Genomic DNA, 16,957 nt, shown 5'->3' with positions numbered 1-16,957 from the left:
CGTCGGGACGAATCCTGCCCGACGGTCAACCGGCCGTGGGCGGGCCGCCGGACCGCCCGGTCCGTGCGCGGATCAGAGTTCAGCGGACCAGGTGGACCCGGGCCTCCCAGGGGCGCAGCGGGGACGTGACCGGCCCGGGGTCGGGGAGGTTGCCCAGGAGCAGTTCGGCATCGGCCTCCGTCAGTTCCCCGGGCAGCTCCACCTCCGCCCTCTGGTCGCTCCAGTTGGCCAGCACCAGCAGCACCTGGCCGTTCAGCGTCCGGGTGTAGGCGTAGACCCGGGGGTCCTCCTCCAGCAGCGGGGTGAAGCTGCCGTGCACGATGACCGGGTGCTCCTTGCGGAGTGCGATCAGGCGCCGGTAGTGGTGGAAGACCGAGCCCTCGTCAGCCACCGCGGCCTCGGCGTTGATCCCGATGTGGTTGGGGTTGACCCCGATCCACGGCGTCCCGGTGGTGAACCCGGCGTTCTCACCCGCGGTCCACTGCATGGGGGTGCGCGCGTTGTCCCGGCTCATCCTCGTGATCCCCGCCATGGCCGCCTTCGCGTCGACCTTGCCGGTCTCCACCATGGTGCGGTGGTAGTTGAGGGTCTCCAGGTCGCGGTAGTCGGCGATGTCGTCCATGTGGGCGTTGGTCATGCCCAGTTCCTCGCCCTGGTAGACGTACGGGGTGCCCTGCATCATGTGCAGGGTGGTGGCGATCGCGGTCGCCGACTCCACCCGGTAACGGCCGTCGTCACCGAACCGGGAGACCACGCGCGGCTGGTCGTGGTTGTTCCAGTACAGGCTGTTCCAGCCCCGGTCGTTGAGGCCCACCTGCCAGCGGTTGAGCGAGGCCTTGAGCCGGACCAGGTCCAGCGGCCGGGGGTCGAACTTGCCGCCCGGGCCGTGGTCCAGGTCCACGTGCTCGAACTGGAACACCATGTCGAGCTCCTGGTTGACCGGGTTGGTGTGGATGCGGGCCTGCTCCACGCTCACCCCGGGCATCTCCCCCACGGTGAGCACGTCGCGCCCAGCGAAGGCCCTCTCGTACATCTCGTGCAGGAACTCGTGCAGGCGCGGCCCGTTGATCGCGTGGTCGGCGAAGACCCCGTAGTCGCCGACCACCGGCCCGTCCGGGAACTTGGGGTTCTTGGACACGAAGTTGATCACGTCCATCCGGAACCCGTCCGCGCCCCGGGCCAGCCACCACAGGGCGACCTCGTGCACGGCCGCTCGCACCCGGGGGTTCTCCCAGTTCAGGTCGGGCTGGGAGGGGCTGAACAGGTGGAGGTAGTACTCGCCGCGCGTCTCGTCGTAGGTCCAGGCCGGACCGGAGAACACCGAACCCCAGTTGTTGGGCGGGCCGCCGTCGCGCCCGGGCCGCCAGAAGTAGAAGTCCTTCTTGTCCTCGTCGCCCTCGCGGGAGGCGGTGAACCAGGGGTGCCGGTCGCTGGTGTGGTTGATGACCAGGTCCATGACCAGGCGCATCCCGCGCCCGTGCAGCCCGTCCCGGAGCCGGTCCCAGTCCTCCAGGGTGCCGAACCGGGGGTCGATGCCGGTGTAGTCGCTGATGTCGTAGCCGTTGTCGTCCCACGGCGAGGGGTAGACCGGCGACAGCCACACCACGTCCACCCCGAGGAGCTTGAGGTAGTCCAGTTTCTCGACGATCCCGGCCAGGTCACCGACACCGTCGCCGTCGCTGTCGTTGAAGCTGCTCGGATAGATCTGGTAGACGACGCTGGACTTCCACCAGTCGGCGCTGGGTTCGGGCATGGGTTCCTTCTCCGCTCGGGTCCGGTTCACCATTCAACCGCTCCGGGCCCCGCTTGGGGAGGGGAATCGCGGCGGCTTTCGGAGCGACTTGCGGGGAGTCTAAGGTTGCCCCGACCGTTCCCGCGGGCGCTTCCCAGGGGACACGTAGACGAAGGGGACACCATGTGCTTGCACGGAACCGGTGAGACCGTGAGGGCCCGCTCCGACGGCTCCGCTCCCGCCGGACCGCCGACCCCGCCGCTCGCCCCGCGCCCCTGGCCGAAGGGGTTCCGGCGGGTGGCCGACCTCAGCCACACCCTCTCCCCCGACATGCCGTCCTGGGACGAGGACAAGCCGGTCCGGGAAACGCTCGCGCGGCCCGCGCCCGAAGGGGAGTTCGGGTTCTACGTGCAGCGGTGGAGCATGTCCGAGCACACCGGTACCCACCTGGACGCCCCGGGGCACGTGATCGGCGGCGGGCGGTTGGTGCCCGACATCGACCCGAACGAACTCGTGGCGCCCGCCGCCGTGATCGACATCCGTGCCCGGGCCGCCGAGGACCCCGACACCACGGTGACCGTGGACGACATCCACGCCTTCGAACGCGTCCACGGCCGCATCCCGGCCGGGTCCGCGGTCCTGATGTGTTCGGGGTGGAGCACCCGCTGGGCGGAGGGCGACGAGCGGGTCCGGGGCGTGGCCGGGGACGGCTCATGGCACTTCCCCGGTTTCTCCGCGGACGCCTGCGAGTTCCTGGTATCCCAGAGGGCCATCGCCGGGACCGGGGTGGACACGCTGAGCACCGACCCCGGCAACTCCACCGAGTTCGCAGCCCACGAGGTGGTGGGCCGCGCCGACCGGTGGGGGTTGGAGGCCCTGACCGGGCTGGAGCAGCTACCGCCGAGCGGGGCGGTGATCACGGTGGGGGTACTGCCGGGCCTGGACGCCTCCGGCGGCCCGAGCCGGGTCCTCGCCCTGTGGTGAGCCTCTGCCGGTAAGCCCCTCGGGGTACTCAGCGGTGGTGCGGTTCCACGCCGTCGGGCGTCCATTCCAGCAGCATGATGGTGGCGTCATCGGTGAAGCTGCCGCGCTGGTGGTCGTGGATGGCGTGGATCAGGCGCCGCAGGGTCTCGGGGGCGGGTTCGTCGGCGGAGGCGGCCCGGATGACGAATTCGGCGAAGCGTTCCAGCCCGAACATCCTGCCCTCGCTGTCGTGCGCCTCGGTGACCCCGTCGGTGTAGAGCAGGACCTGGTCGCCGGGTTCGAGGGCCATTTCGTGGACGGTGCGCGGGGAGGTGCCGGGAACGATCCCGTCAAGGCCGAGCGGAAGTTCGGCGGCGCGCTCCATGGCCCCCTCCACCAGGCGTTGGCGGCGGATGAGCAGGGGCGCGGGGTGGGCGCAGTTGGCCCAGGAGAACAGGCCGGTGGACAGGTCCAGGGTGGCGAAGATCGCCGTGCAGAAACGTTCGGGCAGCCAGGTGACCAGGGCGCGCTCCACGTTGGCGGTGAGTTCGGTCAGGTCCGCGCCGTTGCGGCGTGCGCTGCGGGCCCCGGCCATGGCGACCGAGGCGGTCAGCCCGGAGGCGAGGTCGTGGCCCATCGCGTCCAGGATGACGGCGTGCAGGGTGTTGCGGGTGATGGAGTGGTCGAAGGCGTCGCCGCCCAGTTCGTAGGCGGGTTCGAGGACGGCGGTGGAGATCCCTCGGCGGGTCCCGAGGGTGCGCGGCGGCAGGAAGGCGCGCAGCATCTCGGTGCGCAGCTGCACGTTGCGGGCACGGGTGCGCCGGACGTAGGTGTCGCTGTAGGCGCGCTTGGACGTGATCACCAGGGCCAGTAGTGCGGCGAGTGTCTGGCAGCGGCGGAGGGTGGGTTCGTCGAGGTAGGACGTGCGGATGTGCAGCGCCCCCATGCGGTCGGCGCCGTCCTTGAGGGGCAGCCAGAGGCTGAGCGCCTCCGCCCCGCCCTCGCCCAGCCGCAGGGTGTCGGAGCGGAAGGCCTCCCCGGCGACGGTGGAGTCGACATCGAGTATGGGCCCTCCGGTGAGCGGGACGAGTAGGCGTTGTTGCAGGTCCACCAGGTGCACGGTGATCTTGCCGAGCCCGATCGCCGTACCGTAGCGGTCGGCGGCCTCCAGGACCTCGATGGGATCGCTCTCGTGCACGGACCTGACGAGGTCCTGGAACAGTCGTTCGCTCTCGCCGGACGGGGTCACCGCCTCGCCGTCCTCTTCCACGCGCTCACCCCCGGATGCCCCCGCTCTCCGCAGCCCTCAGTGTCGCACCGGTTCGACCGCTGACCCAGTGTTCGTACTCGCGTGTCCCTTAGCAGGTCAAAGCGGATTTTCAGGCCACTCGCACCTCCTGGAGTCAACTTTGGTTGACTTTCTCGCACGGTCAACTTAAGTTGACAATCTGGGGTATCGAAAGCTCCGCTCGCCCCAGCGGACCGCCAGGTGCACGGGCCGCGGAACAACCCGGAACGAGGCCCTCCGGCTCAGACTCATCACGAAACCGGACAGAGGAGCTCCAATGAAGACCGCTTTCGACGACCCCGCGCCCGAACCGGAGGGCCTGCCCGCCTGGACCGCGCGGGGCTTCGCGGTGGCCGAGGCCCGCACATGGATCGACGCCGGGTTCGTCCTGGCCGCCGCCGAACGCTGGCGGGAGCGCGGGGTGTACCGGCCGGGCCCGGCCCGCCTCTGGCGGACGGCGGGGCTGACCCCCCACACCGTCGGCCCGGCGTTGAGGGCCGGGATGGAACCGGGCGAGGTCGTGCGCTGGCACGAACTGGGATATGACCACACGGAGGCCGCCGAACGACACCTGGCCGGGGAGCGCCCGCGCCCCCGGAGGCTGTTCGCCCGGCTGTTCCGGCGCCACCGCGACCGTGATCTGGACCTGGACGACGCGCAGGCCGAGACGATGACCGCGCTGCTACGGGCAGGGATCCAACCGGCCGACGCCCGCGCCTACCTGGACGCGGGGTGGCGAGGCCCGGAGGCGGTGCCCTGGGCACGCGCCGGGGTGAACGCCACCCAGGCGGTGCTCTACCGTGCGCTCGGTTTCACCCCGAAGGAGGCCGCTGCCTGGTCGGCGGAGGCGGGCAAGGACGCCGAGGAGCTGCTCCGCACCTGGTGGGACGCGGGGGTGCCCCGTCAGGACGTGGCCGCCTGGGTGGTCGCCGGGTTCAGCCCGGAGGAGGCGGCAAGCGCGGTGGCGGCGGGCCGCACCGTGGAGCAGGCCGCGGCGCTGCGCTCCCCGGGCGGCCGTGCCCCCGGCCAAGGAGGGCCCGGCTCATGAGGACCCGGGGTCAGCGACCGCTGTGGATCTCGGCCCGGCCGGCCTCCGGAGTGAAGGCCGCCACGGCATGCGCCGCTCCCCTCTCCGCCGAGCGGGCGACGACCCGCCCCTCGTGCAGGCGGAGCGCGATTTCGGTGTCGTCGTCGAACTCGAACACTCCGGCCGCGGCGGCGACGTTCGGGTCGAGGACGATCCGCGGCCGTGCCCAGGTACGGGCGGGGAAGGCCCGCGAAAGCCCGCCGCGCAGTTCGGCCAGGACCAGGCGAACCAGCGGGAGGAGTTCGGCGGGCTCGGCGGTGACCGGCACGATCGTCACCGGCACGTCCTCGGGCGCGGCGCGCAGGGCTTCCTCGACGGCTTCCAGCCGGTGCAGGCCCAGCACCACCACGACCCCGTCGTCGACCCGGACAGGTTCCCCGTGCAGGGCGTCCAGGGCGGTGGGCACCGACCAGGGTTCGTCCACGGGGCGGGCGGCCGGGATGTGGGCGATGTGCGGGAGCGGCCAGCTGTCGTCCAGGTCCAGTCCGGCCAGGCGCTCGCAGGAGCGGATCACGGTGAAGGGGTCGGTGAACCCGGGCGCGGCCGCGGCGAGCTGTCCGGCCCCGTGCAGGGTGGTCAGGACGCTCTCGGCGACCCGAACCCGGCGCTGACCAGGCTCGGGAGCGGCTTCGAGGTGTTCCAGAGCCAGCCCGACCAGGACCGCCTGCAAGGACGTGAGTTGGGCGTACACCCGGCTCACCCGGGGGTCCGCGGCGACCTCGGCCATGAGTTCGGCGCCCACGCGCTCGTCCGTGCCGGAGAGGGGCAGGCGGGCCACCCAGGCACGCGCGAAGGCGCCCAGGGCCTCGGACGCGCTGACCGGGTCGGCGGCTTCCCCCTGCGGCGCGCGCTCCGCCATCTCCGCAGCCTCGGCCAGAACGGCCAGGTAGAGGGCGCGTTTGCCCGGGAAGTTGGAGTAGACGGCGCCCCGGGTGAGCTCAGCGCGGTCGGCGATGCGGTCGATCTTGGCATCGCGGAAGCCGCGTTCGGCGAACTCCTCCCGTGCCGCTGTGAGCACACGTGCCCGGTTGCGTTCCTGCTGCTGTGCCCTGCTGAGCCGAACCATCTTCCTCCTTGCCGCCGTACCCCATCCTACGTTGAGATACCAACAACACTCAGATACTCTCAACATTCAAATGACGTAAGCATCTGAAACTCGTTGGAGGGTGGCGTGAGCCATGGCTGAGTACGCGTTCCGAGCCGAGGGACTGGTCAAGCAGTTCGGGAAAACCACCGCGCTGGCCGGGGTGGACCTGGCGGCCCGCCCCGGCTCGGTGCTCGGTGTACTGGGGCCCAACGGCGCCGGGAAGACCACCGCCATCCGTATCCTCGCCACCCTCGCCCGGCCCGACCAGGGCACCGCCACCGTCGGCGGTTTCGACGTGGTGCGCCAGGCCGCCGACGTGCGTCGGCTGATCGGGCTGACCGGACAGCAGTCGATGATCGACGAGGAGCTCACCGGCCAGGCCAACCTGGTGCTCATCGGCCGGCTCCTGGACCTGCGCCGCACCGAAGCCCTCGCCCGCGCGGACCAGCTCCTGGACCGCTTCGAGCTCAGCGACGCCGCCACGCGCCCGGTCGCCACCTACTCCGGCGGGATGCGCCGCCGCCTGGACCTGGCGGCCGGCCTGGTGGGACGGCCCGAAGTGGTCTTCCTCGATGAACCCTCCGTCGGCCTGGACCCGGGCAAACGCGAGGAGCTGTGGCGGATGGTCCGCGAACTCACCGCGGAAGGCACCACCGTCCTGCTCACCACCCAGTACCTGGAAGAGGCAGACTCCCTCGCCGACGAGATCGCGGTGATCGACCACGGCCGCGTGATCGCCGACGGCACGCCCGCCGAGCTCAAGCGGGTGGTGGGCGGCCAGGCCGTCTCCCTGCGGCCTGCCGACCCCGTCCGGATCGGGGCGGCCGCCGCCGTCATGGCGCGGGTCGCCGGCCGAGAGCCCGAACGCGTCCGGCAGACGTTGTCCGTCCCGGTGGCGAGCGACGCCGCGGCCTGGCAGATGGCGGACGGCCTGCGGGAGGAAGGGGTCCCGGTCACCGAGTTCTCCCTCCACCTGCCCAGCCTCGACGAGGTGTTCTTCGCCCTCACCGGCACCGCCGCGAACACACCGAAGGAACCCAGCACCGTGGAGCCCAGCGCATGAGTACCTCAGCCCGAACCGCCACAGTCCCCCGGCCCGCCCCGCTCGCGCGCCACAGCCTCGTCCTGGCCCGGCGCAGCCTGGCCAAGTCCCTGCGCAACCCGGGCTCGCTGGTCAACGGCGTGATGACCCCGGCGCTGTTCATGGTCCTGTTCGTGTACCTGTTCGGCGGGTCGGTGTCCGGTTCCACCGGCGCCTACCTGCAGTACCTCTTCCCCGGGGTGCTGGTGATGGGCGCGGGCATCGCCGGGATGCTCTCCTCGGGGCTGACCATCAACATCGACATGAAGAAGGGCGTCTACGACCGCTTCCGCAGCCTGCCGATCGGCCGCTCCGCCCCGCTGCTCGGCTCGGTCCTGGCCGACCTGGTGCGCTACCTGATCACGGTGCTGATCCTGTTCGCGATCGGTTTCCTGATGGGGTTCCGGGCCGAGACCGACCTGCCCTCCGCGCTCGCCGCCTGCGCCCTGGCGATCGGGTTCGGGTTCGCGATGAGCTGGGTGATGGTGTTCCTGGGGGTGCTGCTGCGCGACGAGAACGGGGTCATGGCGATCACGTTCATCTCGATCCTGCCGCTGCTGCTGGGCACCAGCATGGCCGCCCCCGTCGAGACGCTGCCGGGCTGGCTACAGGCCTGGGCGGGGATCAACCCGGTCACCCACGCGATGGACGCCGCCCGGTCCCTGCTCACCGGAACCCCGGCGGGTGATTCGGTCGCGCTCACCCTGGCCTGGTCCGCCGCTCTGGTGGCGGTGTTCGCGCCCCTGGCGGTGTGGGCCTTCAACCGGGAACGCTGACCCCGCCCAGGCCCGCCCTGAAACCCGTGGACGGTGCGCCCCTCCCACCCGGCTCGGGCCGCGGTCCCCGTGCGCGCGGGAGGGGCCGCGCCTGTCCTTGGTCACACCATTCCCCTACGCTGACTCCGCCGGTCCGGCCCCCGTTCCGACTTTCCGGACGGGGCACGAGAGGAGTCGAGTTGAGCGTCAAGCACCACCACGTCGAGGTGAACGGGCTCCGCCTGCACGTCGCCGAACAGGGCGAGGGGCCGCTGGTCCTGCTACTGCACGGGTTCCCGGAGAGCTGGTACTCCTGGCGGCACCAGTTCGGGCCGCTCGCCGAGGCCGGTTACCGGGTGGTCGCGCCCGACCAGCGCGGCTACGCCCGCAGCGACCGTGCCGCCAGCGTCGACGAGTACACGCTGCCGCACCTGGTCGGCGACGTCACCGCGCTGATCACCGCGCTGGGGGCGGAGAACGCGGTGGTGGTCGGCCACGACTGGGGTGCGCCCGTCGCCTGGACCACGGCGCTGCTCCGCCCCGACCTGGTGCGCGGCGTGGTGGGCCTGAGTGTGCCGCCGCTGCCGCCCACCGCGGTGCCGTCCATCGAGTCGTCCCGCCGCACCTACGGCGACGGCTACTACCAGGTCTACTTCCAGGAGCCCGGCAGAGCGGACGCCGAACTCTCCGCGGACCCGGCCTCGACCCTGCGCCGTCTGCTGGTCGGCGTCTCAGGCGCCAACGAACCCGCCCCCTGGATCATCCCCGAGGGCGGCGAACTGCTGGACACCATGCCCGAGCCCGCCGAGCTGCCCGACTGGCTGACCACCGAGGACATCGAGGTCTTCGCCGAGGACTACTCCGCGCCGGACGCCTTCACCGGGCCGATCAACTGGTACCGCAACATCGACCGCAACCAGAGCCTGATGGCGGCCTTCCAGGGCCTGCGCATCGAGGTCCCGGCGCTGTACATGGTGGGCGACAAGGACATGGTCAGCGTGCTCAAGGGGGTGCCGGAGCTGCGTGGGATGCTGCCCCTGCTCGTCCCGAATCTGCAGGCCGACATCACCCTCCCGGGTTGCGGCCACTGGACCCAGCAGGAGCGACCCGACGAGGTGAACAAGGCCCTCCTGGACTTCCTCGCCACCCTCTGAGCCTTCGGGAGGACTTGGCCCCCTAACCCGGGCCCTCCTTTTTCTGCGCTCCCCGCGCTCACCTGCGCAACAGGTAGGGCCGGACCAGAGCCCCCGCCACCTGGTCCGGGTCCTCCCAGTTCTGCCCGTTGTCCCCCGCCAGCTCCAACCTCCGAGGCACTGGCGCCAACGCCACCCTCACCGGCTCGGTCCTGGTCGGAGCCCCGATCACCTGACACAACGCCCACGCCACCACCGACGCGAACACCCACCACAACCGCGAGGCCATCGTCTGCCGAGGCTTGCGGTGCCTTCCTCCGCTAGAGTTCTCCATGGTCGATCCCCTGTCTTATTCAGGTGGTTGATCAGCCCGGGCCGGTGATTGGTGCACCGACCCGGGCACTGTGCTTTCTGGGGGTGCGCCGATCGCCCAGAGCGCGCGGGTGTCAATGGCCCCTGTGCACCGGGGCTGCGCTTCCCGCTGCGCTGGCCTGAGCTGCGATCCGCACCCGTGTTCGTCTAGCTACCCAGGTCGGGTTCCCGGTCGAGGCGGATCATCGCCCGCATGTACAAGGGCTGGTCCGGCCGACCTTCCCACCACCAGTACTCGGCGACCTGGTCCACCAGTCACAGCCCGCGCCCGCCCGGGCACGGCTCTCCGGACTCCGGCACCATCACCCGGGGCCGCAACCTGGGCCCGCCCCACTTGCGCCCCTGGTCCAGCACCCCCAGCAGCACGGTCGTGTGCCCCAGGAACTCCATCGAGACCCCGATCCGCCCGTACTTCTCACAGCTCGCCGTGTGCTTCACCGCGTTAGTCGCGAGCTCGCTGCCGACCAGCGCCACCCAGAACCCGCGGTCCCCCTGGAGCCGCTCGTCCCGGGTCAGCCACGAACGCACCCGCCGCACCACCTGCTCGTTGCCGTCCATGTAGCAAAACGCCGCAGACGACAGCCCCACCCCACCGCCAGGTCGCCGGGGTCCCACTTTCCGACCAGCACCCATAGCCCCTCCATACAGATCCATCACTCAGAGACAGCGAACTGACTCAGAGTCACGAATATCTGAGCCAGAGCCTGTCGATGCGTCAGACGTTATTTGAGGCCGCCTCATTTAACAAGAGCCTCGTCTAGTATTAGCTTCAAAGTCGTAAATGACTGTTTCGAGTCAGGGGCATCAGGATTAGAGTGAAGACAGTCGCAGCAGAAGGAGACCCCGTGGCCACAGGCGTACCGGTTCGTCGGCGATACCTGGCGATTCAGCTCAAACGACTACGAGATGCAGCCGAGCTGACCCAGGACGACGTGTGGAAGGACCTCGGGTGGAGCCGCGCGAAAATCCAACGCCTGGAAGCAGGCGACTTCCAACGGGTCAAAGCGGGCGACGTGATGGCCCTCTGCCAGCTGTACAACGCCCCACACAAAGTGGGCCAGGAACTCATCCAGATCGCACGGGACTCCCGCACCGACAAACCGTGGTGGCTGCAGTACAAGGAAGTACTCCCCGGCGCCTTCGTCGGGCTGGAAGCCGAAGCCTCGATGATCCAGGAAGTCAACATCGGACTGGTCCCCGGCCTGCTCCAGACCGAAAGCTACATCTGCGCGCTCCTTGCCTCAGCGGCCGGAAGCACCGAAGAACAGGCTGCTCAACGACTTGAAAGCAGGCTCGCCCGCCAACGCAACGTCCTCGAAGGACCACAACCCCCGTTGTTGCTGGCCGTCATCGACGAAGCCGCACTCCGCCGACAGGTCGGCGGAGAACAAGTCATGCGCGAGCAGATCGGCCACCTACTCGACGTCGGGCGTCGGCCCAACATCGAGATCCAGATCCTCCCCTTCGCCTCAGGCGCGCACGCCGCAGCAGGCCTCCCCTTCACCATCCTGAGCTTCGGCGAGGGCAACAGTGCCGACAGCGTGGTCTTCCTTGAGTCCAGAGGAGACGGGTTCTGCCTGGAATCTGCTGAGGAGATCAACCGCCATAGGCTGGTGTTCAGCCGCACTCAAGGCAGTGCTCTGTCCGTGCAGGACTCAGCCGAGTTCCTTGAGGGCCTGATCTCATGAAGCGCTTGACCTGAAACGAGGCCTCCCATGGACATGACCACCGCGCAGTGGCGAAAGTCCAGCTACAGCAACCCTGACGGCCCTCAGTGCGTGGAGGTCGCGGATCTACCTGGATCGACTGCTGTCCGCGATACTCAGCATCGCGAACTCGGCTATCTGTCTTTCCAGAGTGCGGAGTGGGCCAACCTGCTGAACACTCTTCAGCGCTGACGCAAACGGGTACCCCGACACATGACTCGGGGTGCCCCTCCCCTCGAACAACGAGAAGTTCGGCACCCTCGATGGAAACCGTAGGATCGCGGTGGCCCTACGAGTCGACCTGGAGTCGGTGCCCCTCGTCTTGTTCGCAGAAGCCCTCTCTCCCCAGCCCGAGCACGCCAGGCCCATGTGCCCCCGACGACCTGGCGCCCCTCAGGCACGTCTTGGGGTCCACATGGCCCCGGGCCGTCACTCCTTCGGGCCGCTCCAGGACAGCAGGTGGAGGGCCGCGCCGACGCTGACCGGGTCGTGGGCGAGCGGGCGCGGCAGCAGCTCGTCGCAGCGGGCGAGCCGCCGGACCACGGTGTTGCGGTGGGTGTACAGGCGCTCGGCCACCCGGGCGGCGTTGCACTGCTGGTCGAGGTAGGTACGCAGGGTCAGGTGCAGGACGGGGTCGGCACGCGCCAGGTCGCCGAGGGTGTCCGCGACGAACTCGTCCGCCCGGCCCACGTCCTGGCTGAGCAGCGCTACCAGCTGGGCGTCCGTGTAACCGCCCGCGCGGCGGGAGGTGCCCAGGCGGGCCATCATGCGTTGGACCGCCGCGGCCTCCAGGTGGCTCTGCCGGAATCCGTCCAGGTCCGCCCGCGGGCGGCCGAGGGCGACCCGGACCGCGGGGAGGGCCGCGAGCCCCGCTTCCAGGTCCTCGGTGCGCGGCGCGGTGGACACCGGGAGCCACAGCCACATCGACGACCCGGTGGCGAGCAGAGTGAGCCGCCGCGGTGTTCGGGCGGCGGCCAGGACCAGCTCGGCAGCCTGTTCGAGCTGGTCGCCGGTGACGTCGCTTCCCCAGACGATGGCGGCCAGGTGGCTACCGGTCAGGTGGTAGCCCAGGCGTGATTCGGCGCTGGAACGGGAGACCGGTGCGCCTTCCAGGATCAGGGACACGGTGGTCAGCCGTTCGGAGTGGGTGCCCCGGCTGAGCTCCCGCCGCTCCTGGCGCATGACCTCGCTGACGGCGTCGATGGTGTCGTCGATGAAGGTGTAGATCGAACGCGAGGTGAGGGCGAGCACCTCGTGCAGGACCCCGGCGTCGGAGGTGAGGCCGAAGCAGATCTCCATCCAGCGGCGCCAGGCGACGTTCTGGCCCAGCCGCCAGATGTCGAGGGCCTTCTCGTCCAGGTCGCGGCGGACCATGTCCCGGACGGACTCCAGCAGCTCAGGGCTCAGGTTGGCGCTGACCCGGGCCCCCGGGCGCTGGATGTTGGCGGCTGCCCAGTGCAGGAGGTTGGAGAGGTTGGCCCGGCGGGCACCGTCCTCCAGCACCGGGTCCACGTGCGCGGGGGACGTGCCGCTGGCGTGCCGGACCGCGTCGAACAGCTCGTCCAGCCATTCTGCCGGCGGGTCCAGCGCCTGTTCGGCGCCCTTGCGAATGACTTCGCGCGCCCGTGGGGAGGGGGTTTCCCAGTCGTCTTTCACCGGTGGATTTTATACCGCCCCATTGCTGTGGATGAGGTGTTCTGCCCCTACCGGTCAGTCCTTGCTGCGGCGTGAGCGCACCGCGGCGGTGAAGACGCGCTGGTAGCCGGTGGGCAGGACGCGGACGAGGACGTCGAGGAGACGGGCGTCGGCGCCGATGAGCACGCGAGGCCGGTCCCGGCGCACCCCGCGCAGGATGACCGCGGCCGCCTTCTCCGGCGAGGTGATGAAGAGCTTCTCGAACTCCCGCCCGGCCTCAGCGCCGCTCTTGCCGGTGAGTTCGCGGACGCTGTCGTCGTGGCGGGCCGTCCTGGCGATGTTGGTCTTGATCCCGCCCGGGTGCACGCAGGTCGCCGAGACCGCGGAGCCAGCCACCTTCAGGTCCTGGCGCAGGGACTCGGTGAACCCGCGCACCGCGAACTTGCTGGCGTTGTACCCGCTCATCAGGGGTTGGGCGCTCAGCCCGAAGACACTGGAGACGTTGACGACGTGCCCCTCCCCCGAGGCCTCCAGGTGGGGCAGGAAGGCCTTGGTCCCGTAGACCACACCCCAGAAATTGACACCCATGATCCAGCGGTAGTCGTCTAGGCCGATTCCGCCGACCGTGCCGGACAGCGCCGCTCCGGCGTTGTTGAAGACGAGGTTGACCCGGCCGTGGTCGGCGACGACCTGGTCGGCCCAGGCGTACACACCCGCCTCCTCGGCGACGTCGAGCACGGTGGTCGTGGTGGTGACCCCGGAGCCGGCGAGCAGGGCGGCGGTCTTCTTCAGGCCCGCCTCGTCCACGTCTGAAAGGGCGAGGTGGCAGCCTTGGGCAGCGAGGGCCAGCGCGAGTGCGCGCCCGATCCCGGATCCGGCTCCGGTGACCGCGGCGACCTTATTGGCGAGGTTCTTCATGGCGGGGCTTCTTTCGACAGCGGAAGGCGGGGAGGAGTGCGTTCGACAGCGGGCTGAGGGGTACCGCGAGCTCAGCTCTGGCGGCTCTCGCTCTTGACACGCTCTGTGCGGACGAGGCCGGTGGTGAGGTCGACCAGATGGTCGAGGACCCCGGGGGCCAGGTGGTGGCGCATGCCCGGGATGAGGACGTGCCGGGCCCCGGGAATCGCCTTGGCCGTGGCGCGGCCGCCGCTGGGGTGGACCATGGGGTCGGCGTCCCCGTGGACGACCAGGGTGGGCGCGGTGATCCGGCGCACCTGCGCGGTGCGGTCGCCGGACGCCTGGATGGCGCCGATCTGGCGGGCCACCTCCGCGCCGCTGCGGGGGCCGCCACGACGGTCCCAGACGGCACGCGCCCAGGTCCGCTCCAGGTGCTCGTCGGGCGGGTGCACCTTCGATCCGATGTGCGCGAGCAGGGACAGGTGCCGTTCCACCGACTCCTCGGCGGTGCGGGCCGTGGGCCTGGCCATCCGGATCAGGGTCGAGGTGGCGGGCTGACCGACACGGCGGTTGCCGGTGGTGGAGAAGATAGAGGTCAGGGTGGCGGCGCGGTCGGGGTGCCGGGCCGCGAGGGTCTGCCCGATCATTCCGCCCATGGACATCCCGACCAGGTGGACGCGGTCGACGCCGAGGTGGTCGAGCAGGCCGTGGGTGTCGGCGGCCATGTCGGTGAGGTCGTAGGCGTCCGCCCGGGGTCGGGCCAGCAGCTGCCGCAACCGTCCCGGAGGAGGTGTGCTCATCCGGGTGGAGCGGCCCGCGTCGCGGTTGTCGAAACGGATCACCCGGAACCCGCGGTCGGTGAACCCCTGAACCATGCGCTGCGGCCAGGAGGTGAGGTCCAGGGCCAGGCCCGCGATGAGCAGGAGCGGGGTCCCGTCGGCGGGGCCGTCGACGCGGTAACAGATCCGGACCCCGCCGGGCAGGTCCGCGAACCGGTCACCGAACGCGTCCGCGGGCGCGGGCGCCGGGTCAGCGCCTTCGTTCTCGGTGTGCTCGGGGGTCTCTACGTGCTCGGGGCTCTCGGTGTGCTCGGCGCTCATCGGGTAGCCGCCGTCTCGGTGTGCGTGGAATCGGTGTGCGCGGCCCCGGCCCGGCCGAAGTGCAGCTCCGGGTCCAGGACGCTGTCGGCGCGCAGCAGTTTGACGTCCGAGCGGTAGTCCATCGAGGTCAGCCAGGGCATCCGGTCGCCCTGCCGGGGCAGCTGGTCGATCGCCCGCTTGACGTAGCCCGCGTCGAAGTCGAGGAGGGGCCGGGTCGGCATCGCCGGGTCGGAGATCTCGGGGCGGCAGGTGTCGTGGCCGTGGGCGTCCATGTGGGCCAGCAGGCGGCAGAAGTGCTCGCACAGCAGGCCCACCTTCAGCGTCCAGGAGCTGTTGGTGTAGCCGATCGAGAAGGCCAGGTTGGGCACCCCGGAGAGCATCATGCCCTTGTAGGCGACGGTGTCGGGGAGGCGGACCTGCTCGCCATCCACGGTGACCCCGATACCGCCGAACGCCTGCACGTTCAGGCCGGTGGCGGTGACGATGACGTCGGCCGCCAGCTCGCGGCCGGATTCAAGGAGCACCCCGTTCTCGGTGAACGTGCTGATCCGGTCGGTGACGACGGAGGCCTTCCCCTCCCGGATGGCCTTGAACAGGTCCCCGTCCGGTACCGCGCACAGGCGCTGGTCCCAGGGGCCGTAGGGCGGGTTGAAGTGCTCGTCGACCGGATATCCCTTAGGCAGCTGCCTGGTGTTGGCCCACCGGATGATCCTGCGCGCAGCCCTGGGGTAGCGCTGGCAAAAGGACCAGACGAGGCGCTGCTGGGCGATGTTCTTGCGCCGGGTCAGCGCGTAGGCGCGCTCGGGGCCGAAGAACCTGCGCAGGGCGTTGGCGAGGGCGTCCTTCTTGGGCACCGCCATGATGTAGGAGGGGGTGCGCTGCAGCATCGTCACGTGCGCGGCGGTCTCGGCCATCGCGGGCAGCAACGTGACGGCGGTGGCGCCGCTGCCGATGACCACCACGCGCTTGTCCGCGTAGTCGAGCTCCTCGGGCCAGTGCTGCGGGTGCACGATCGTGCCGCGGAAACGTTCCCGGCCCTCGAAGTGCGGGGTGAACCCCTGGTCGTAGCGGTAGTAGCCGCCAGCTGCGAACAGCCACGAGCAGGTCAGCGTCGTCTGCTCGCCGCTGTCGGTGCGCTCGATCAGGACGGTCCACCGTGCCTGCTCACTCGACCAGGACACCGAGATCGCCTTGTGGTGGTACCGGATGTGGCGGTCCAGGCCGTTCTCAACCACGGTCTCGCGCAGGTAGTCCAGGATCCGCGGCGCGGAGGCGATGGACTCCTCGTCCCGCCAGGGCTTGAACTCGTATCCGAAGGTGTGCAGGTCCGAGTCGGACCGGATGCCCGGGTAGCGGAACAGGTCCCAGGTGCCGCCGGAGGCCGCCCGCGCCTCCAGAATCGCGAAGGACTTCGAGGGGAGTTCGGCCTTGAGGTAGCGACCGGCCCCGATGCCGGAGATCCCGGCGCCGACGATCAGGACGTCGAGGTGCTCGGCTGTGGCTGGATCCGGGGCGGATGAGGCGGAAGACATGGCGACTCCAGGCGACGGCGTGCGGACTCCACCATCGTGGAGCATGGGTGCCCGAGCGGCCAGTGACGATCTGCACCAGATCGAGCAAAACATGGTGCGATGTGCACCATGGCGATTTCTCCTGGATCCGCACCCGCCGCTGTCAGTATGCCGGTCGTCGAACGGCGCCGGGCGACGGCGGGGCGACCGCTCGACCAGACGCCGCGATCGGGCGGGGGTGACCGCGACGGCGTCCGCCCCAAAGGGGCAGGATCACCGCGTCCCTTGGAGGAGGCGTTCGGGGTCGACAGCCGCCAGGACGTCCGGCTGCGCCTGACCTCGGACATGACGCTCTCCGCCGTGCGCTACGGAAGCAGGAACTGGCGTCAGGGCCAACCGGTCGGCGAAACGGACCGGAAGCAGCGAAACGCTGGCCAAAGAGCTGGTCCGCGCTTTCGACGCCCTCCCGGGGCCGTAGCGCCGGCCCCGCCGCCCCGCGCCTGCCCGGGTCGGCCAGCACCTCAGGAGCGGAGCCGGGAGCTGAAATCCTTGTGGGGCAGGTGTTTCGGGTGCGCCTCAAGGTGTCAAAAGTCCGCATTGTGACATTAGA

Annotated in this window: 16 protein-coding genes; 7 read left to right on the top strand and 9 right to left on the bottom strand. The window is 70.2% G+C overall.

What is annotated here, in order from left to right; translation table 11 throughout:
* Window positions 1–79: 79 nt before the first annotated feature.
* A complete protein-coding gene (locus D457_RS0112245; protein WP_017580959.1) occupies window positions 80–1,753 on the bottom strand; it encodes a glycoside hydrolase family 13 protein in 1,674 nt (557 codons plus the stop codon).
* 162 nt (window positions 1,754–1,915) lie between these two features.
* Between D457_RS0112245 and D457_RS0112240 the strand changes: the two genes are divergently transcribed.
* The gene (locus D457_RS0112240; RefSeq protein WP_017580958.1) at window positions 1,916–2,716 is read left to right on the top strand and encodes a cyclase family protein; all 801 of its coding nucleotides are present in this window, start codon (window positions 1,916–1,918) and stop codon (window positions 2,714–2,716) included.
* 28 nt (window positions 2,717–2,744) lie between these two features.
* Here the strand turns inward: D457_RS0112240 and D457_RS0112235 are convergent, their stop codons facing one another.
* Window positions 2,745–3,965 carry a PP2C family protein-serine/threonine phosphatase gene (locus tag D457_RS0112235; protein WP_017580957.1) on the bottom strand — a complete coding sequence of 407 codons (1,221 nt, stop codon included), beginning with the start codon at window positions 3,963–3,965 and terminating at the stop codon, window positions 2,745–2,747.
* A gap of 295 nt (window positions 3,966–4,260) precedes the next feature.
* Here D457_RS0112235 and D457_RS0112230 point away from each other — a divergent pair, with 295 nt between their 5' ends.
* The gene (locus tag D457_RS0112230) at window positions 4,261–5,031 is read left to right on the top strand and encodes a hypothetical protein (protein ID WP_017580956.1); all 771 of its coding nucleotides are present in this window, start codon (window positions 4,261–4,263) and stop codon (window positions 5,029–5,031) included.
* Window positions 5,032–5,041: 10 nt separating this feature from the next.
* Here the strand turns inward: D457_RS0112230 and D457_RS0112225 are convergent, their stop codons facing one another.
* Window positions 5,042–6,136, bottom strand: a complete 1,095-nt coding sequence (locus D457_RS0112225; RefSeq protein WP_017580955.1) for a TetR/AcrR family transcriptional regulator — start codon at window positions 6,134–6,136, stop codon at window positions 5,042–5,044.
* A 112-nt stretch (window positions 6,137–6,248) separates the two neighbouring features.
* On the opposite strand from D457_RS0112225, the gene D457_RS0112220 reads away from it, so the two are divergent.
* The 3 genes from D457_RS0112220 (at window position 6,249) to D457_RS0112210 (ending at window position 9,147) form a co-directional block, all read left to right on the top strand.
* Window positions 6,249–7,220 carry an ATP-binding cassette domain-containing protein gene (locus D457_RS0112220; RefSeq protein WP_017580954.1) on the top strand — a complete coding sequence of 324 codons (972 nt, stop codon included), beginning with the start codon at window positions 6,249–6,251 and terminating at the stop codon, window positions 7,218–7,220.
* The gene (locus tag D457_RS0112215) at window positions 7,217–8,014 is read left to right on the top strand and encodes an ABC transporter permease (protein WP_017580953.1); all 798 of its coding nucleotides are present in this window, start codon (window positions 7,217–7,219) and stop codon (window positions 8,012–8,014) included. Before D457_RS0112220 ends, D457_RS0112215 begins: the two co-directional genes overlap by 4 nt.
* A gap of 179 nt (window positions 8,015–8,193) precedes the next feature.
* Entirely contained in the window at window positions 8,194–9,147 is a 954-nt protein-coding gene (locus D457_RS0112210) for an alpha/beta fold hydrolase (RefSeq protein ID WP_017580952.1), read from the top strand.
* A 58-nt stretch (window positions 9,148–9,205) separates the two neighbouring features.
* On the opposite strand, the gene D457_RS0112205 is transcribed toward D457_RS0112210, so the two are convergent.
* Both D457_RS0112205 and D457_RS32420 read right to left on the bottom strand, forming a co-directional pair.
* Window positions 9,206–9,460 (bottom strand): hypothetical protein, encoded by a 255-nt coding sequence (locus tag D457_RS0112205; RefSeq protein ID WP_239646081.1) that lies wholly within the window; start codon window positions 9,458–9,460, stop codon window positions 9,206–9,208.
* A gap of 293 nt (window positions 9,461–9,753) precedes the next feature.
* Window positions 9,754–10,056 carry an ATP-binding protein gene (locus tag D457_RS32420; RefSeq protein WP_239646080.1) on the bottom strand — a complete coding sequence of 101 codons (303 nt, stop codon included), beginning with the start codon at window positions 10,054–10,056 and terminating at the stop codon, window positions 9,754–9,756.
* Window positions 10,057–10,343: 287 nt separating this feature from the next.
* Between D457_RS32420 and D457_RS0112195 the strand changes: the two genes are divergently transcribed.
* Together D457_RS0112195 and D457_RS34725 are read left to right on the top strand one after the other, a co-directional pair.
* Window positions 10,344–11,186, top strand: a complete 843-nt coding sequence (locus tag D457_RS0112195; protein WP_026116571.1) for a helix-turn-helix domain-containing protein — start codon at window positions 10,344–10,346, stop codon at window positions 11,184–11,186.
* A gap of 27 nt (window positions 11,187–11,213) precedes the next feature.
* Window positions 11,214–11,396: a DUF397 domain-containing protein gene (locus tag D457_RS34725; RefSeq protein WP_083926746.1), complete on the top strand. Its 183-nt coding sequence runs from the start codon at window positions 11,214–11,216 to the stop codon at window positions 11,394–11,396.
* Between the two features lie 237 nt (window positions 11,397–11,633).
* On the opposite strand, the gene D457_RS0112190 is transcribed toward D457_RS34725, so the two are convergent.
* From D457_RS0112190 to D457_RS0112175, 4 genes are all read right to left on the bottom strand, one after another.
* Window positions 11,634–12,860, bottom strand: a complete 1,227-nt coding sequence (locus tag D457_RS0112190) for a PucR family transcriptional regulator (protein WP_017580947.1) — start codon at window positions 12,858–12,860, stop codon at window positions 11,634–11,636.
* A gap of 54 nt (window positions 12,861–12,914) precedes the next feature.
* Complete coding sequence (locus tag D457_RS0112185; protein WP_017580946.1) at window positions 12,915–13,757, bottom strand: SDR family NAD(P)-dependent oxidoreductase; 843 nt, start codon at window positions 13,755–13,757, stop codon at window positions 12,915–12,917.
* Window positions 13,758–13,828: 71 nt separating this feature from the next.
* Window positions 13,829–14,836, bottom strand: a complete 1,008-nt coding sequence (locus D457_RS32415; protein WP_017580945.1) for an alpha/beta fold hydrolase — start codon at window positions 14,834–14,836, stop codon at window positions 13,829–13,831.
* Window positions 14,833–16,368, bottom strand: a complete 1,536-nt coding sequence (locus tag D457_RS0112175; protein ID WP_017580944.1) for a flavin-containing monooxygenase — start codon at window positions 16,366–16,368, stop codon at window positions 14,833–14,835. The genes D457_RS32415 and D457_RS0112175 overlap by 4 nt, the downstream gene beginning before the upstream one ends.
* Window positions 16,369–16,957: the final 589 nt, after the last annotated feature.

Origin of the sequence: Nocardiopsis valliformis DSM 45023, assembly GCF_000340985.1 — a bacterium.
GTDB classification, from domain to species: Bacteria; Actinomycetota; Actinomycetes; order Streptosporangiales; family Streptosporangiaceae; genus Nocardiopsis; species Nocardiopsis exhalans.
Note: the sequence above shows the minus strand (reverse complement) of the source record. Positions and strands in the feature narration are given on the sequence as shown.

What these genes read in the sequence shown, in the direction of transcription:
- D457_RS0112245 (WP_017580959.1), bottom strand. Translation starts at nt 1,753, where the DNA reads ATGCCCGAACCCAGCGCCGACTGGTGGAAGTCCAGCGTCGTCTACCAG.
- D457_RS0112240 (WP_017580958.1), top strand. Translation starts at nt 1,916, where the DNA reads ATGTGCTTGCACGGAACCGGTGAGACCGTGAGGGCCCGCTCCGACGGC.
- D457_RS0112230 (WP_017580956.1), top strand. Translation starts at nt 4,261, where the DNA reads ATGAAGACCGCTTTCGACGACCCCGCGCCCGAACCGGAGGGCCTGCCC.
- D457_RS0112225 (WP_017580955.1), bottom strand. Translation starts at nt 6,136, where the DNA reads ATGGTTCGGCTCAGCAGGGCACAGCAGCAGGAACGCAACCGGGCACGT.
- D457_RS0112220 (WP_017580954.1), top strand. Translation starts at nt 6,249, where the DNA reads ATGGCTGAGTACGCGTTCCGAGCCGAGGGACTGGTCAAGCAGTTCGGG.
- D457_RS0112215 (WP_017580953.1), top strand. Translation starts at nt 7,217, where the DNA reads ATGAGTACCTCAGCCCGAACCGCCACAGTCCCCCGGCCCGCCCCGCTC.
- D457_RS0112205 (WP_239646081.1), bottom strand. Translation starts at nt 9,460, where the DNA reads ATGGAGAACTCTAGCGGAGGAAGGCACCGCAAGCCTCGGCAGACGATG.
- D457_RS32420 (WP_239646080.1), bottom strand. Translation starts at nt 10,056, where the DNA reads ATGGACGGCAACGAGCAGGTGGTGCGGCGGGTGCGTTCGTGGCTGACC.
- D457_RS34725 (WP_083926746.1), top strand. Translation starts at nt 11,214, where the DNA reads ATGGACATGACCACCGCGCAGTGGCGAAAGTCCAGCTACAGCAACCCT.
- D457_RS0112185 (WP_017580946.1), bottom strand. Translation starts at nt 13,757, where the DNA reads ATGAAGAACCTCGCCAATAAGGTCGCCGCGGTCACCGGAGCCGGATCC.
- D457_RS32415 (WP_017580945.1), bottom strand. Translation starts at nt 14,836, where the DNA reads ATGAGCGCCGAGCACACCGAGAGCCCCGAGCACGTAGAGACCCCCGAG.
- D457_RS0112175 (WP_017580944.1), bottom strand. Translation starts at nt 16,368, where the DNA reads ATGTCTTCCGCCTCATCCGCCCCGGATCCAGCCACAGCCGAGCACCTC.